The organism is Gammaproteobacteria bacterium, assembly GCA_016765075.1.
GTDB lineage: Bacteria > Pseudomonadota > Gammaproteobacteria.
Window position 1 is genome coordinate 1 of the sequence record JAESQP010000137.1, and the last position, 15,720, is coordinate 15,720.

A 15,720-nucleotide genomic window follows, 5' to 3' on the forward strand; every position below is an offset into this window, starting at 1 on the left:
CACGAACGTGCCTACGATCAAATGATGACAGTGCTCGCTGAGCGATATGGTGTCAATGCCAATGTCATCGTATTCAGCGCTATTGGCGAAGATGGCACCAAGGGTTGCCAGAAAGTTCTTGCATCAGGCGGCCGAGTTTGGTTGCAAAAAGGTCAAGTTAGCTATGCCAGCCGATTAGCACAGCAGCCACGTGATGAAGCTCATCATAATAAACAGCTACTTGAAACTGCGTCTGCTATCGAGTTAGCACAACGTTTGAACGATCTGTATAAGCATTAGCTTGGGTTAGACAATCACATGTCGCCCCAACGACTTTGAATGGCTGAGATAGCAGCAATGGCAGCGGTTTCGGTGCGCAAGATACGTGGCCCAAATTGCTTGGGTTGAAACCCTGCGTTGTTGAGCATATGAATTTCACCGTCGCTCAAGCCACCTTCTGGCCCGATTAAAATACTGATAGATGCATTTTCAGTAACGGTCTCTGTAGCCAGTGTTTGCTTTGCTTCAGGGTGTAATAGCCATCGATGATCGGATGTGATGGCAGCGTTCTTTGAAATATTTATTATGTCTGTTAACGCATGTAATTGCGGTAGTCGATTACGGCCACATTGCTCGCAGGCATTACTTATTATAGCTTGCCAATGATTAAGGCGACTGCGCGCGCGCTTAGCGTCAAGCTTAACGTTACAGCGTTCACTAGTAAGTGGACGAATGGAAGTGACGCCTAGCTCAACGGCTTTTTGAATGACCCAATCCATTTTTTCGCCACGCGATAGAACTTGTAATAGTTCAATGTGTAGCGGCGATTCACGATCAGTGGTGGTTTCGTTGCCTATTGTTAATTGCGCGCTACGTTTGCCGCTGACATCTAGCATTGAATGATAAGCATGGCCTTCGCCATCAAAGGCCTCAATTTCACAGCCATTACGCAGGCGCAAAACGTTGAGCACATAATGTGTGGTGGACGCATCTAACGATGTCGTTGAGTTGCTGCTAAGTTTTGCCGCGATATAAAGTCTGTGTTTGGCCACGAGAGTGATGTGCTGTAAGAGCTTGCTTAGCTCTAACCTTGTAGTTGCCGCCAGATTGCCAGCGTTGCTTTAGTTTGGTTCATGGTATAAAAATGTAGCCCTGGCGCATCGCCCTCAAGCAGTGTGCCGCAGAGCTCAGTGATAATATCGGTACCAAAATCACGTAGAGATTCCATGTCATCGCCAAAGCCCTCAAGGCGACGACGTATCCAGCGCGGGATTTCAGCGCCGCAAGCATCGGAAAACCGTGCCAACTGAGTATAGTTAGTAATGGGCATGATGCCGGGAACAATGGGGATGTTAATGTTTGCTGCGCTGCAATCGTCGAGCAAGCGAAAATAGGCATCGGCATTGAAAAAATATTGTGTTAAGGCACTGTCGGCGCCGGCGTCAACTTTGCGTTTAAAATTGGTTATATCCTCTTGAGCAGACCGTGCTTGCGGATGAAACTCAGGATAGGCGGCGACTTCGATGTGAAAATGATCGCCGGTTGTTTTGCGGATGAATTCGACTAATTCATTGGCATAATTGAACTCGCCTGGATCGCGCATGCCTGATGGCATATCGCCACGCAATGCGACGATACGTTTTACCCCTTTACTTTGATATACCTCCAAGAGCTCGCGAATACTGCTTTCGGTTGAACCAATACAAGAGAGGTGAGGGGCTACATCAATGCCAGTGGCGCTGCTAATGTTTGATACGCATTCAAGGGTATTGTCGCGGGTGCTACCGCCAGCACCAAAGGTAACTGAGAAGAACTCAGGGGCTAACTCTGCCAGGGTTGCACTGGTTTGCGCAAGCCGTTCGGCGGCTTGCGCATTTTTCGGTGGAAAAAATTCGAAGCTAATAGTGCGTTGATCGTTTTCCACGTTATATCTCTACTTTAATTTTAATAACGATAATGCTTTGGTTTATACGGGCCGTCTTTGTCTACGTCAATATATTTGGCCTGTTCATCGGTGAGTTCGGTGAGGTTTGCGCCAACTTGTTTTAGGTGCAGGCGTGCGACTTTCTCATCCAGCTTCTTCGGCAAGACATAGACTTTGTTTTCGTAATTATCGGTGTTGTTCCACAATTCAATCTGCGCTAGCACCTGGTTAGTGAACGAGTTGGACATAACAAAGCTTGGGTGACCGGTGCCGCAGCCAAGGTTCACTAAGCGTCCCTCAGCCAATAAAATAATGCGTTTGCCGTCAGGGAAGATAATATGGTCGACCTGGGGTTTGATGTTTTCCCATGTGTATTGTTTCAATGAGGCGACGGCAATTTCAGAATCAAAATGGCCAATATTGCAAACGATGGCCTGATCTTTCATTTGTTTCATGTGCTCATGGGTAATGATGTCAACGTTACCGGTGGTGGTGACAAAGATATTCGCTTGTGAACAAGCTTCATCCATTGTCACGACACGATAGCCTTCCATTGCAGCTTGTAGCGCACAGATAGGGTCGATCTCGGTAATCCATACGGTGGCGCCGAGGCCGCGCAGGGATTGCGCGCTGCCCTTGCCGACATCGCCGTAGCCTAAAACCACGGCAACTTTACCGGCGATCATGACATCGGTTGCACGTTTGATGCTGTCTACCAAAGATTCGCGGCAACCATAGAGGTTGTCGAATTTCGATTTGGTGACTGAGTCGTTAACGTTAAACGCAGGCACTTTTAACGAGCCATCACGCATCATATTATAGAGGCGATGAACACCGGTGGTGGTTTCTTCAGACAGGCCTTTGACATCCTTGAGCAGTTCGCCGTATTTCTCATGCATGAGTATGGTGAGGTCGCCACCGTCATCGAGAATCAAATTGGGTCGCCAATTGTCGGGGCCAAAAATGCTTTGTTCTATGCACCACCAGAACTCTTCATCGGTCTCGCCTTTCCAGGCAAAGACAGGAATGTTGGCGGCGGCCATGGCTGCGGCAGCATGATCTTGAGTAGAGAAAATATTACACGATGACCAGCGTACTTCTGCGCCAAGATCAAGCAGTGTTTCGATTAATACCGCAGTTTGAATGGTCATGTGCAGGCAGCCAGCGATACGCGCGCCTTTTAATGGTTTTTCTACACTATATTCTTTACGCAGTGCCATCAATCCAGGCATTTCGCTTTCAGCAATATTGATTTCTTTGCGCCCCCAATCCGCCAACGACATGTCAGCGACTTTGTAATCAGGGCTCAGGTTTTCTATTGGTGCGGCAAGACTCATTTAGTGTATCTCCATTAAGAATGTTTCAATAATATCGGGCTATTAGCTTAGCTGTTAATGCCTGCGGCGTTGCTGAGTGCATCAGCTTTATCTGTCTTTTCCCAGGAAAAGCCCGCTTCTTCACGGCCAAAATGGCCGTAACTGGCCGTGGCCGTGTAAATAGGCTTAAGCAGATCGAGCATTTTTATCAGGCCACGTGGGCGCAGATCAAAATGTTGTTTTACCAGCGCAACAATTTTTTGATCGCTTATTTTACCAGTACCGAAGGTGTCGATACTGATCGAGGTGGGTTCGGCGACGCCGATGGCGTAGGAGATCTGGATTTCACAGCGATCGGCAAGCCCGGCTGCTACCAGATTTTTAGCAACATAACGGCCAGCATAGGCAGCCGAACGGTCGACTTTGCTAGGGTCTTTACCAGAAAAGGCACCGCCGCCATGGCGTGCCATGCCGCCATAGGTGTCAACAATGATTTTGCGGCCAGTCAGCCCGCAGTCACCGACCGGGCCACCAATAACGAAGCGACCGGTTGGATTAATATGAATTTTGGTGGTTTTACTCAACCATTTGGCGGGTAAAACCGGTTTGATGATCTCTTCCATCACCGCTTCATGTAGCGTGTCGTTGTCGATTTCAGGGTTGTGCTGTGTTGACAACACAACGGTATCAATGCCAACAGGCGTATTGTTTTCATAACGGAAAGTGAGCTGGCTTTTGGCGTCGGGACGTAGCCAAGGTAGCGTGCCGTTTTTTCTCACCTCAGCCTGACGTCTAACTAGGCGGTGAGCATACGTAATGGGCGCTGGCATCAAGACATCTGTCTCGTTGCTGGCATAGCCAAACATCAGACCCTGGTCACCGGCGCCTTGCTCGCCATCTTCGCCTTCATCAACCCCCATGGCAATATCGGGGGATTGTTTGCCAATACCATTCAATACCGCGCAAGACTCCCAGTCAAAGCCCATCTCAGAACTGTTGTAGCCAATTTCCTTTACTGTGGTACGCACGATCTCTTCGAGGTCAACCCAGGCATTGGTAGTGATTTCACCAGCAATCAAGACCATGCCGGTTTTTACCAGAGTCTCGCAGGCAACGCGTGCGGCGGGATCCTGGGTCAGCAATGCGTCCAGCACAGCATCCGAGATTTGGTCGGCGATTTTGTCGGGGTGACCCTCAGAGACGGACTCAGAGGTAAAAAGAGTGTTGTGCGACATGTGTGACGTATCCCCTATGTGATTTTAGCCATGATTCAGAGTTGTGTGAGGCGTCTAACCTACACCATGTAGGCAACTATTTTGGATGTTTAAGGCCAATTGAGTTTGGTTGGTTGCTTCCAGGAAGCGTACTCTAGAGCGTTCTAAGCCGTTGAGCCAGTATTACCCACATATTATGTATGCTGCGAAGAAGGGGTATTTTTTACCACACTGGAGCTTTTTTCAAGTTCCAGTATAATAGGCCGCCCCGTGATCTGCCAAAATAGTTTATTGCTCGAGCGCTGGGGCCAGAAATATAACGTACTGCCTGAGGGTTGCGTGGCGATTTTCACTGGAGAAGTTCTGCTGTGAAGATTTTCGCTGGTACCGTTCTGGCAGTGAGCTGTCGAAATGCACTCCGTAAGCTTTTTTAGTGTAATTGTGTGCGGGTATGGTTTGCTCGACAGTCTATAACAACGAATTTTATAGCTATTAATGGCTATTATTGAAGGAGAGATCGATGCCCTCTCGGACTGACTTGGCCAATGCGATTCGTGCATTGAGCATGGATGCCGTACAAAAAGCGAATTCTGGACACCCTGGTATGCCTATGGGAATGGCGGATATCGCCGAAGTGTTGTGGAATGATTATTTGCGCCACAACCCGGCCAACCCTCATTGGGACAACCGCGACCGCTTTATTTTGTCGAATGGTCACGGTTCCATGTTGCATTATTCTCTACTGCATCTGTCGGGTTACGACCTGCCTGTTGATGAACTTAAGCAGTTTCGTCAAATGCATTCAAAAACACCCGGCCACCCGGAATATGGCTATACAGACGGCGTTGAAACCACGACCGGGCCGCTAGGCCAGGGTTTGACTAATGCGGTCGGTATGGCGATTGCCGAAAAAGTAATGGCAGCGCGTTTTAATACCGATTCTTATAAGATTGTTGATCACTTTACCTATGTCTTTTTAGGTGATGGTTGCTTAATGGAAGGTATTTCGCATGAGGCCTGCTCGCTAGCCGGTACCTTAGGCTTAGGTAAATTGATTGCTTTCTATGACGACAATGGTATTTCTATTGATGGCGATGTCGAAGGTTGGTTTACCGATGACTCAGTCAAGCGCTTTGAAGCCTACGGTTGGCATGTTATTGCCGATGTTGATGGCCATGACCCCGATGCGCTACATATGGCGATACGTAATGCCCGTGCCGAGCCTGATAAACCAACAATGATCTGTTGTAAGACGGTGATTGGTCAGGGTTCGCCCAATAAAGCCGGTGGCCATGAGTGTCATGGTGCGGCGCTGGGTGATGAAGAAATTGCACTGACGCGCAAAAATATCGGTTGGCCGCATGCGCCGTTTGAAATTCCAGACGATATCTACGCAGGCTGGGATGCCAAGAAAACGGGTGCCGACCTGGAAGGCGATTGGGATGCCCAGTTTGCCAAATATGAAAACGCCTATCCTGAGCTGGCGATCGAATATAAACGTCGTATGGCAGGGGAATTGCCAGCTGATTGGGCAGATAAAGCGGCGGCTTATGTTAGTGATGTTAACGCTAAAGCTGCAAAAATTGCGACCCGTCAAGCGTCACAAAAAGCGATTGAAGCGTTTGCGCCAATGTTGCCGGAGTTGTTAGGTGGCTCAGCTGATTTGGCGCCTTCTAATTTGACCATGTGGTCAGGCTCCAAGAGCATGACAGCGGCAGCCGATGGCGACGCTAACTATATTCACTACGGTGTGCGTGAGTTTGCCATGTCGGCGATTATGAATGGCATTGTTATTCACGGTGGGTTTATCCCGTATGGCGCTACGTTCCTTGTTTTTTCTGATTATGCCCGCAATGCAATGCGCATGGCAGCGTTGATGAAAATTCAAAGTATCTTTGTTTTTACCCATGACTCGATTGGTTTGGGTGAAGATGGCCCGACTCACCAGCCAGTTGAGCATGTCAGCTCATTGCGTATTATTCCTGGTATGCATGTTTGGCGCCCGTGTGATGCGGTCGAGTCTGCTGTCAGTTGGAAAGTGGCAATTGAGAGCAAGAATCAGCCAAGTACCTTGGTATTTTCACGTCAGGGCTTGCCGCATCAGCCGCGTAATGATGCGCAAATTGCCAATATCGAAAAAGGCGGTTATATCTTGTTAGAGGGTGGTGCCAATCCCGATGCGATTATTATCGCTACCGGTTCTGAGATCGAGCTTGCCGTTGAGGCGGCCAAGGCAATGTCAGGCAAGAATATCCGCGTAGTCTCTATTCCGTGCCTAGAGATTTTTGAAGCGCAAGATGCCGCCTATAAGGAATCAGTATTACCCCGCGCGGTGACTGCTCGTGTTGCGGTTGAAGCCGGTGTACCTCACATTTGGAAAGGCTATGTCGGTTTTGGCGGGAAAGTGATTGGCATGACCACCTTCGGTGAATCTGCACCAGCTAGCGATTTGTTTAAACATTTTGGTTTTACTGTAGATAATGTTGTTGCCGCAGTCAACGATGTGCTGGCTTAGAAAATATTGCTAGCCAAACGTTTTTATTGAAACTATTAGGGAGTTGATATGAGTATTAAAGTAGCAATCAACGGCTATGGCCGTATTGGTCGTAACGTTTTACGTGCCCTTTATGAGTCAGGTCGTAGCGATGAAATCGAGATCGTTGCGATTAACGACTTGGGTGACAGCAACACCAATGCCCACTTGACTAAATACGATTCCGTGCACGGTAAATTCGCTGCCGATGTTTCAGTGGATGGTGACACTATGGTCGTCAATGGTGATCGTATTCGCGTATTTGCCGAGCGTGATCCGTCCAAATTACCTTGGGCTGAGTTGGGCGTTGATGTGGTGCATGAGTGCACGGGCTTCTTTGCCAACAAAGCAAAAGCGTCTGCTCACCTGCAAGCAGGTGCCAAGAAAGTGATTATTTCTGCGCCGGGTGGTGGCGATGTGGATGCAACGATTGTTTTCGGTGTTAACCACAAGATTTTAAAAGCGACTGATACAGTTATCTCTAATGCGTCGTGCACAACTAACTGTTTAGCACCTTTAATCAAACCTATCCATGACCGTATCGGTATTGAGTATGGTTTGATGACCACGATTCATTCTTACACCAATGATCAGGTTTTAACAGACGTCTATCACTCGGATTTGCGTCGCGCGCGTTCTGCCACCTTATCGCAAATTCCTACCAAGACCGGTGCCGCAGCAGCTGTGGGCTTGGTCATGCCTGAGTTGAACGGTAAGCTGGATGGTTTTGCTATGCGCGTGCCGACAGCCAATGTCTCAATTGTTGATTTGACTTTTGTGCCCAGGAAACCAACGAGCAAAGAAGCCATTAATGTGATTTTGAAGGAAGCCTCTGAAGGCGACCTTAAAGGTATACTGAATTATAGTGATGGGCCAATGGTATCGATTGATTTTAACCATGATCCAGCGTCTTCGACTTATGATGCCACCTTGACCAAGGTGATTGGTAGTAAGTTGATTAAGATCTGTGCTTGGTATGATAACGAGTGGGGTTTCTCAAACCGCATGCTTGATACCACCGTTGCCTTGATGAATGCTAAATAGTTTTAGTCGTTGATATTGTTCGGGTGGCCGCTTTTGCGGCCACCGCTGTTTCTGGAGTTTCTTATGTCAGTCTTGAAGATGATAGATATGGATTTGGCGGGGAAGCGTGTACTGATTCGCCAGGATTTGAATGTGCCGTTAAAAGACGGCAAGATTGCCGACGACACGCGTATTCGTGCCTCGTTGGCAACGATTAGACAAGCACGTGATGCTGGTGCCTGTGTGATGTTAATGTCTCATTTAGGTCGCCCAAGCGAAGGCGAATTTGATGAGGCGGCTTCGCTGGCTCCTGTGGCTCAATATATCACTGATAATTGTGATATCCCCGTGCGTCTTGTTAAAGATTGGCTTGATGGTGCAGACGTTGCCGCAGGCGAAGTTGTGCTGTGTGAGAATGTGCGCTTCAATAAGGGTGAAAAAGCCAACGATGATGCATTGTCGAAAAAGATGGCGGCACTATGCGATATCTTTGTCATGGATGCCTTTGGTACAGCTCACCGTGCTCAAGCGTCGACACATGGTGTGGCTAAATATGCTCCGGTTGCCTGCGCAGGCCCTCTGCTTGCCAATGAGCTGGAAGCCTTAGGCAAAGCCTTAGATAACCCAGCGCGGCCAATGGTTGCCATTGTTGGTGGCTCTAAGGTTTCAACGAAGCTGACAGTGTTGAAATCATTATCAAAAGTGGTTGACCAACTCATTGTTGGCGGGGGCATTGCCAATACATTTATTGCTGCTGCGGGCCATTGTGTGGGCAAGTCCTTGTGTGAGCATGACCTGATTGATGTGGCTAAAGAGTTGTCTGCTGAGGCCAAAGCGCGTGGTGGTGATATTCCAATACCCAGTGATGTAGTCTGCGCTAAAGAGTTTTCAGAAAATGCGGCGGCCACACTGAAATGCGCCGAAGAAACTGCTGACGACGACATGATTTTTGATGTTGGGCCAAAGACTTCTGAAGCCTTTGCCGAGATTTTGAAAAAGGCGGGAACGATTGTTTGGAACGGCCCGATTGGGGTGTTTGAATTCGACCAGTTTGGTGAAGGCACCAAGGCCTTAGCCATGGCGATTGCTGACAGTGACGCGTTTTCCATCGCTGGTGGTGGTGACACTCTGGCTGCTGTCGCAAAATACGGTATTACTGATAAGGTCTCTTATATATCCACTGGTGGTGGCGCTTTTCTGGAGTTTTTAGAAGGTAAAAAGTTGCCTGCAGTCGAGATTCTTGAGCAGCGCGCAGCGGATTAATGTGTAAATGGTTTTAACCGTTTACTGTATTTTTTTTAATAAAATGAGTCGACATGCCTAGACGTACAAAAATATTGGCCACATTAGGTCCTGCAACTGATGATCCCGCTGTTTTAGACCAGATATTAGAAGCGGGTGTTGACGTGGTGCGCCTGAATTTCTCTCATGGTAGCGCTGAAGATCATATCAAGCGTGCAGAAAATGTACGAAACCGCGCAGCGGCACATGGCCGTCAGGTCGGGGTGCTGGCTGATTTACAAGGGCCAAAGATTCGTATTCAGCGTTTTGCTGATGGTGGTGTTGATCTCGTTGAAGGTAATGGTTTTGTGCTGGATAGTGCACTTGATGCTAATGCTGGAACGGTTGAGCGTGTTGGGGTGACCTATGCGTCCTTGGTTAATGATGTCAAACGTGGTGATACCTTACTATTAGACGATGGTCGCCTCACTCTTTGGATAGACAGAGTTGAAGGGACTGAGATTCGATGCAAAGTTGTCATAGGTGGTCGCTTAACTAACAGCAAAGGTATCAATCTACAAGGTGGTGGCTTGTCGGCGGAAGCGTTGACTGAAAAGGATCGTGCTGATGTGATTACGGCAGCGAAAATTAAGGCCGATTATCTTGCTGTCTCATTTCCACGTACTGCCGACGATATCCATGAGGCGCGTGCATTGCTGCGCGCTGCCGGTGGCCATGGCGCTATTGTGGCTAAGATTGAGCGTGCTGAAGCATTGCAGTGTATTGATGAGATTATAGAAGCCGCTGATTCGATTATGGTTGCGCGTGGCGATCTGGGCGTTGAAATTGGTGATGCTGAATTACCCGGCGTACAAAAAGATTTAATCGCGCGGGCGCGCAGTGCTAATCGTACGGTGATCACGGCAACACAAATGATGGAGTCGATGATAGATAGTGCAATGCCAACGCGCGCAGAAGTCTTTGATGTGGCCAATGCAGTGATGGATGGCACCGATGCGGTAATGTTGTCAGCAGAGACCGCGACGGGCAAGAATCCCGCTGCGGTGATTGCTGCAGTAAATCGCGTTTGTCTGGGCGCGGAAAGCCAGCGTAGCGCAATGCGATCAACGCACCGTATTGACTCGCGCTTTGATCGGGTGGATGAATCCATCGCAATGGCCGCGATGTATATTGCTAACCATACCAATATTAAGGCCATTGCGGCATTGACCGAGTCAGGTGCAACGGCGCTGTGGATGTCGCGGATTAGTTCGGGTATTCCGATCTATGCCTTATCGCCACATGTTAATACGCGGCGGCTGATGACGTTGTATCGAGGTGTTTATCCGACCAGTTTTGATATAAGCGCGGGTGAACATCATGGCATGAACCGTGAGGCTGTGGACGAGTTGGTTCGTCGTGGCGCTGTGCGTAACGGTGACTTGGTGCTAATTACTAAAGGCGATCGTATGGGTTTAATGGGTGGCACTAATGCAATGACCATTGTTTGTGTTGGTGAGGAAGATGCTACCAAGTAAACCTGATTATTCTCTTCGTTTGTTAATTCGAGCATGGTTTAGTATGTGGCACGGTGCTTGGGTTGAGCTAGACTTGGATGTTGGGGTTTTTGGGTCGATCAGGGCTCGATAACTATGACTATTTTTTGGTTTTACTATTTCTGAGCAAAGCTCAGGTTGATAACGTGTGAGGATACTCTTATGGCTTTAATTTCACTGCGACAGCTGCTGGATCATGCTGCCGAATACGGTTATGGCGTACCCGCTTATAACGCTAACAATATGGAACAAGTACATTCGATTATGGAAGCGGCGGCTGAAGTTGATAGCCCGGTTATTATTCAAGCCTCTGCTGGTGCGCGTTCTTATGCAGGGAGCGCATTTTTCCGTCATCTAATGGATGCAGCAATAGAGCAATGGCCAGACATTCCTGTTTGCGTTCATCAGGATCATGGTGCCTCACCTGAAGTCTGCGCACGCTCTATCCAGTCCGGTTTTTCATCGGTGATGATGGATGGTTCGCTGATGGCTGATATGAAAACACCATCAAGCTACGAATATAACTGCGAGGTCACTGGCCGCACATCTGACATGGCGCATGCTGTGGGTGTTTCGGTTGAAGGTGAGCTGGGTTGCCTGGGTTCGCTTGAAACCGGCATGGCTGGCGAAGAAGATGGCTCCGGTGCAGAAGGTGTATTGTCGCACGATCAGTTGTTGACTGATCCTGACGAAGCGGCTGACTTTGTTAAGAAAACCAAGGTCGATGCTTTGGCGATTGCCATTGGTACCAGTCATGGTGCCTATAAGTTTACGCGCCCACCAACAGGCGACATTTTGGCCATTGACCGTATTAAAGCCATTCACAAACGTATTCCTGGCACCCATTTGGTGATGCATGGTTCGTCTTCAGTGCCGCAGGACTGGCTAGCGATTATTCATGAATTCGGTGGTGATATCGGTGAAACCTATGGTGTGCCGGTTGAAGAAATTCAAGAAGGTATCAAGCATGGCGTGCGTAAAGTGAATATCGATACTGATCTGCGTTTGGCCAGTACCGGTGCCGTTCGTAAGCATTTAGCGGAAAACCCGAAGAATTTTGACCCACGTAAATTCTTAAAAGCGTCAACGATTGCAATGCGTGATATTTGTCGTGCGCGTTACGAGGCGTTTGGATGTGCTGACCAGGCGTCCAAGATTAAGCCAATTAACTTGGAAGATATGGTGAAACGTTACGAGAGTGGTGAGTTAGACCCGCAGGTTAAATAAGCTGAGATCCCTTAATAAAAAAGGGAAAAAAGAAAAAGGGCGAGTTCATCTCGCCCTTTTTTGTGTCTGTATGTAGAGGTGGTCTTAACTTTTTCCTCGACCGATTGCGTAGTACTCAATGCCTAAGCTGTCCATAAAGCTTGGCTCGTAAAGATTACGGCCGTCAAAGATTACGGCCGAGGAGAGCGATTGTTTGATGTTGTTAAAATCAGGGCTACGAAAGGCATTCCATTCGGTGACAATGACCAATGCATCGGCACCTGCAAGCGTGTCATCCTGAGACTCACAGAGTGTCAGCCCTGCTTTGTCGCCATAGATCCTGGTACATTCTTCCATGGCAACTGGGTCAAATGCTTGCACCTTAGCACCGGCAGCCCATAAGGCCTCCATCAGCGTGCGACTAGGTGCGGCGCGCATATCATCTGTATTTGGTTTAAAGGCCAAGCCCCATAAGGCAAATGTTTTGCCTTTTAGATCGCCGGAAAAATGCTTGCTGATTTTTTCAAACAAGCGATGTTTTTGGCGATTGTTAACGGATTCTACGGCGTTGAGTAATTCAGCATCATAGTCATTTTCACCCGCAGTACGTGCCAATGCCATCACGTCTTTAGGAAAACAGGAGCCACCGTAACCGCAGCCTGGATAGATAAAGTGATAACCAATACGAGGATCGGAGCCAATGCCGATACGTACTTTCTCAATATCCGCACCGAGTTTTTCTGCGACGTTAGCTAATTCGTTCATGAAGCTGATTTTGGTGGCTAAGAGCGAGTTTGCCGCATATTTGGTTAATTCAGCTGAACGAATATCCATGACTACCAAACGTTCTGTCTGGCGGTTAAAGGGTGCATACAGTGCCCTGAGTAGCTCGGTGGTGCGCGGATTGTCGGTGCCAATAATGATACGGTCAGGTTTCATGAAGTCATTTAATGCGGCACCTTCCTTGAGGAATTCTGGGTTCGAAACAATATCAAATTCAATATTCGCACCGCGCTTTTCTAGCGCTGCAGTTATCGCGTCTCTGACCTTGTCACCCGTGCCAACGGGAACTGTTGATTTATTGATAATGACGCGATAGTCGTCCATATTTTCGCCAATACTGTTGGCAACAGCGACAACGTATTGCAGGTCGGCAGAGCCATCTTCGTCAGGTGGTGTGCCAACGGCAATAAATTGAAACAGGCCGTGATCAACGCCTTCTTTAATATCGGTAGTAAAACGTAGACGGCCACTTTTCATATTGGTGGCAATCATGTCATCAAGACCAGGTTCGTGGATGGGGACGTCACCTTTATTGAGGCGATCAATCTTGTCTTGGTCGATATCGACACAAATCACATCATTACCTACCTGAGCGAGACAGGCGCCGGTAACCAGGCCAACATAACCACTACCAAAGATTGTTAGTTTCATTGAAAAGTGAACTCCATATACATTGTGTTGTGTGTAGTCTATAAAATAGTTTGAGAGCCAGCCGGGTATGCTGGTTCTGGTGTCTAGTTTTAGCGGCATTATAGGCGCAATATTGAGATAGCGATGATGCTTTTCTATATAGCTTAAAGCACTGTGTTCAGATACCGATAGTTATACGAGTGTTTGGTTTCTCTTAACTGCGATTTACTGTGAACATTTGATGGAATTACTGCAAGACAATTTATTAATTGTTGTCACCGTAGCCTATTTGGTTGTGGCAGGAGCATTGCTTTGGCACTGGAAAGGGCAGCTTGATCGAATATTGCTGATTTCGGCAGCTTTGGTTTCAGCTGTTTGGCTATACGCTATGGGTTCAGTGCCAAATGCAGAGCTTACGGTGACGGTTCGCCTTGCTCATTTGTTGCAGATTTTTCTTTGGGTAAGTTTTTTACTGAAGTTGTTGCACGCTAAGCATCGTAGTTTCAATCAACGTGTTCTTGTTATTGGCGTTATTTTTCTTGCCCAATGTGCCGCATTATTACTGGGTGCTTTCTCCTTATTGTATGAGACGGATGCGCATCAGCTGCCTGGCAATGAGACCATTGCTTATGTATTCCCGGTTATTATCTTGCTTATGTCATTAAGTGGGTTCTATGTTGTTTCGCGCATTAATGAGCGTGGACGACGGGAGCGCCGAGCCAATACGCGATTACTTTGTTTAGCCGTTATTTTTTTGCTGCTGTATCACGTTTTATTTGGCTTGCAACATCTGACTCTTGGTGCTTTGTTGGGCATCGACTGGTTGTTGATAGTGGCTTTATATTCGGTTACGGCGGTATTGTTATTGAAATCTTCGTTGAGCCGAAATGCAAGGTGGATGGGCGAGGTTTACGTTTCGCGTGATGCAGTAATGTATGGTGCTGGCGCAGTGCTGGTCGCATTGGCTATTTATTGTTTTATGTTGTTTTTGCAGAATAGTGATATCGCTGGAAATAGCATTGGGCGTATGGACTACGCGTTGGCTTATTTGTTGTTAGCTTTGGTTTGTAGCGTAGTGTTAATAGGGTTTTTCTCAACACGTGTGCGCGCGCATGCGCATGTTTTTCTTAGTAAACACCTTTTTAACTATCGTTACGATTATCGTGAAGAATGGCTACGGTTAATTCATACGCTATCCAAAGGTGGCGCCGGTGCACATATGCTGGAGCGCGTTATCCAGTCAGTTGCGCAAATTGTTGGCAGCCAAGGGGGCGTACTTTGGGTGAACCGACATGGTGAAGACTATGAGCCTGTTGCTCGATGGGGCAAGATTATTGAGATTGAAAATGTCGAGCATGCCAAGGATGATTTGATTTATTTTTTGCAAGAAAGACAATGGGTGATCGAATGCAGTGAATATAGTCGTGAGCCCGAGCTCTATGGCGGATTGGTGTTGCCGTCCTGGTTAACAGAAACTGGAGAACTGTGGTTAGTAGTGCCGTTGATGCAGGACATTCGCTTGCTTGGCTTTGTTGTTTTGTCTGCTTCATCCATACGTAAAAGCATTAATTGGGAAGATAGGGATTTGCTGAAAACAGCGGGTCGTCAGGCGGCGACGCATATTGCGCAGTTATTAGCGACGCAGGCATTAATAGAAGCGCAAGAGTTTGATACATTTAACCGTCTTTCAGCATTTGTTGTGCATGACCTGAAAAATGTAGTCAGCCAGCTTTCGTTGATCACGAAAAATGCTGAGCGACACAGGGATAATCCAGAATTTATTGCTGATACTTTTGCTACCGTTGCGAGTGCCTCGCGTCGGGGACATCGATTGCTTGCTCAGTTACGTGATCGCTCGCCGCGTGCCGCAGTGTCTACGCGCGTACCCTTACATGCTTTACTGTCTGAAGTGGTAACAGAAAGATCTTTAGCAAAGCCAGTGCCTGTCTTGGTGGGTGATGCAAGTGTTTTTGTCATGGCGGACTATCAAAAATTAAAAGAAGTGTTTAGTCACCTGGTGGAAAATGCGCAACAGGCTACGTGCTCTCGGGGTGCAACCAATGATAAGGGGCGAGTGGAAGTAAGTTTGCTTGTCGATGGTCAGTATGTGTTGGTAGACGTGGTGGACAACGGCTGTGGTATGGATGTACATTTTATTCGTGAGCGATTGTTCAGAGCATTTGACTCGACTAAAGGTGATGAGGGCATGGGAATTGGGGTATATCAAAGTCGTGAGATTGTTAGAGCGTTAGGTGGCAGTATCGACGTTGAGAGTATTCCTGGGCAAGGTAGCAAGTTCAGCATCAAGCTGCCGATAATAGAGAAATAATCAAGC

General features: G+C 47.8%; 12 protein-coding genes. 7 read left to right on the plus strand and 5 right to left on the minus strand.

Translation table 11 applies throughout. The annotated features are described in order from the left end of the window. Nucleotides 1-279: hypothetical protein (locus tag JKY90_08120; protein ID MBL4852228.1), on the plus strand; the 279-nt coding region annotated here is incomplete at its 5' end. A gap of 14 nt (nt 280-293) precedes the next feature. On the opposite strand, the gene JKY90_08125 is transcribed toward JKY90_08120, so the two are convergent. The 4 genes from JKY90_08125 to JKY90_08140 are packed head-to-tail and all read right to left on the minus strand — an operon-like array spanning nt 294 to nt 4,454. After that, complete coding sequence (locus JKY90_08125; protein MBL4852229.1) at nt 294-1,031, minus strand: 16S rRNA (uracil(1498)-N(3))-methyltransferase; 738 nt, start codon at nt 1,029-1,031, stop codon at nt 294-296. Between the two features lie 32 nt (nt 1,032-1,063). Beyond that, nucleotides 1,064-1,903: a methylenetetrahydrofolate reductase [NAD(P)H] gene (metF, locus tag JKY90_08130; protein MBL4852230.1), complete on the minus strand. Its 840-nt coding sequence runs from the start codon at nt 1,901-1,903 to the stop codon at nt 1,064-1,066. 20 nt (nt 1,904-1,923) lie between these two features. Next, nucleotides 1,924-3,240, minus strand: coding sequence for an adenosylhomocysteinase (locus JKY90_08135; GenBank protein ID MBL4852231.1), 1,317 nt, complete (start codon nt 3,238-3,240; stop codon nt 1,924-1,926). Between the two features lie 47 nt (nt 3,241-3,287). Then, nucleotides 3,288-4,454 (minus strand): methionine adenosyltransferase, encoded by a 1,167-nt coding sequence (locus tag JKY90_08140; protein ID MBL4852232.1) that lies wholly within the window; start codon nt 4,452-4,454, stop codon nt 3,288-3,290. A 499-nt stretch (nt 4,455-4,953) separates the two neighbouring features. Between JKY90_08140 and tkt the strand changes: the two genes are divergently transcribed. The 5 genes from tkt to JKY90_08165 all read left to right on the plus strand — a co-directional run bounded on the left by tkt (nt 4,954) and on the right by JKY90_08165 (nt 11,993). After that, on the plus strand, nt 4,954-6,948 hold the full coding sequence (gene tkt, locus JKY90_08145; protein ID MBL4852233.1) for a transketolase: 1,995 nt from the start codon (nt 4,954-4,956) through the stop codon (nt 6,946-6,948). Nucleotides 6,949-6,996: 48 nt separating this feature from the next. Continuing rightward, nucleotides 6,997-8,010 (plus strand): type I glyceraldehyde-3-phosphate dehydrogenase, encoded by a 1,014-nt coding sequence (gene gap / locus JKY90_08150; GenBank protein MBL4852234.1) that lies wholly within the window; start codon nt 6,997-6,999, stop codon nt 8,008-8,010. 63 nt (nt 8,011-8,073) lie between these two features. Next, a complete protein-coding gene (locus JKY90_08155) occupies nt 8,074-9,252 on the plus strand; it encodes a phosphoglycerate kinase (GenBank protein MBL4852235.1) in 1,179 nt (392 codons plus the stop codon). Nucleotides 9,253-9,305: 53 nt separating this feature from the next. After that, nucleotides 9,306-10,748, plus strand: coding sequence for a pyruvate kinase (gene pyk, locus JKY90_08160; protein ID MBL4852236.1), 1,443 nt, complete (start codon nt 9,306-9,308; stop codon nt 10,746-10,748). A 180-nt stretch (nt 10,749-10,928) separates the two neighbouring features. Further along, nucleotides 10,929-11,993 carry a fructose-bisphosphate aldolase class II gene (locus JKY90_08165; protein MBL4852237.1) on the plus strand — a complete coding sequence of 355 codons (1,065 nt, stop codon included), beginning with the start codon at nt 10,929-10,931 and terminating at the stop codon, nt 11,991-11,993. 84 nt (nt 11,994-12,077) lie between these two features. On the opposite strand, the gene JKY90_08170 is transcribed toward JKY90_08165, so the two are convergent. Beyond that, nucleotides 12,078-13,406: a UDP-glucose/GDP-mannose dehydrogenase family protein gene (locus JKY90_08170; protein MBL4852238.1), complete on the minus strand. Its 1,329-nt coding sequence runs from the start codon at nt 13,404-13,406 to the stop codon at nt 12,078-12,080. A gap of 220 nt (nt 13,407-13,626) precedes the next feature. On the opposite strand from JKY90_08170, the gene prsK reads away from it, so the two are divergent. After that, complete coding sequence (gene prsK / locus JKY90_08175) at nt 13,627-15,714, plus strand: PEP-CTERM system histidine kinase PrsK (GenBank protein MBL4852239.1); 2,088 nt, start codon at nt 13,627-13,629, stop codon at nt 15,712-15,714. Nucleotides 15,715-15,720 lie beyond the last annotated feature (6 nt).

Coding starts and splice junctions, on each gene's coding strand:
- JKY90_08135 (MBL4852231.1), bottom strand. CDS start 3,240: ATGAGTCTTGCCGCACCAATAGAAAACCTGAGCCCTGATTACAAAGTC.
- JKY90_08140 (MBL4852232.1), bottom strand. CDS start 4,454: ATGTCGCACAACACTCTTTTTACCTCTGAGTCCGTCTCTGAGGGTCAC.
- tkt (MBL4852233.1), top strand. CDS start 4,954: ATGCCCTCTCGGACTGACTTGGCCAATGCGATTCGTGCATTGAGCATG.
- gap (MBL4852234.1), top strand. CDS start 6,997: ATGAGTATTAAAGTAGCAATCAACGGCTATGGCCGTATTGGTCGTAAC.
- JKY90_08155 (MBL4852235.1), top strand. CDS start 8,074: ATGTCAGTCTTGAAGATGATAGATATGGATTTGGCGGGGAAGCGTGTA.
- pyk (MBL4852236.1), top strand. CDS start 9,306: ATGCCTAGACGTACAAAAATATTGGCCACATTAGGTCCTGCAACTGAT.
- JKY90_08165 (MBL4852237.1), top strand. CDS start 10,929: ATGGCTTTAATTTCACTGCGACAGCTGCTGGATCATGCTGCCGAATAC.
- JKY90_08170 (MBL4852238.1), bottom strand. CDS start 13,406: ATGAAACTAACAATCTTTGGTAGTGGTTATGTTGGCCTGGTTACCGGC.
- prsK (MBL4852239.1), top strand. CDS start 13,627: ATGGAATTACTGCAAGACAATTTATTAATTGTTGTCACCGTAGCCTAT.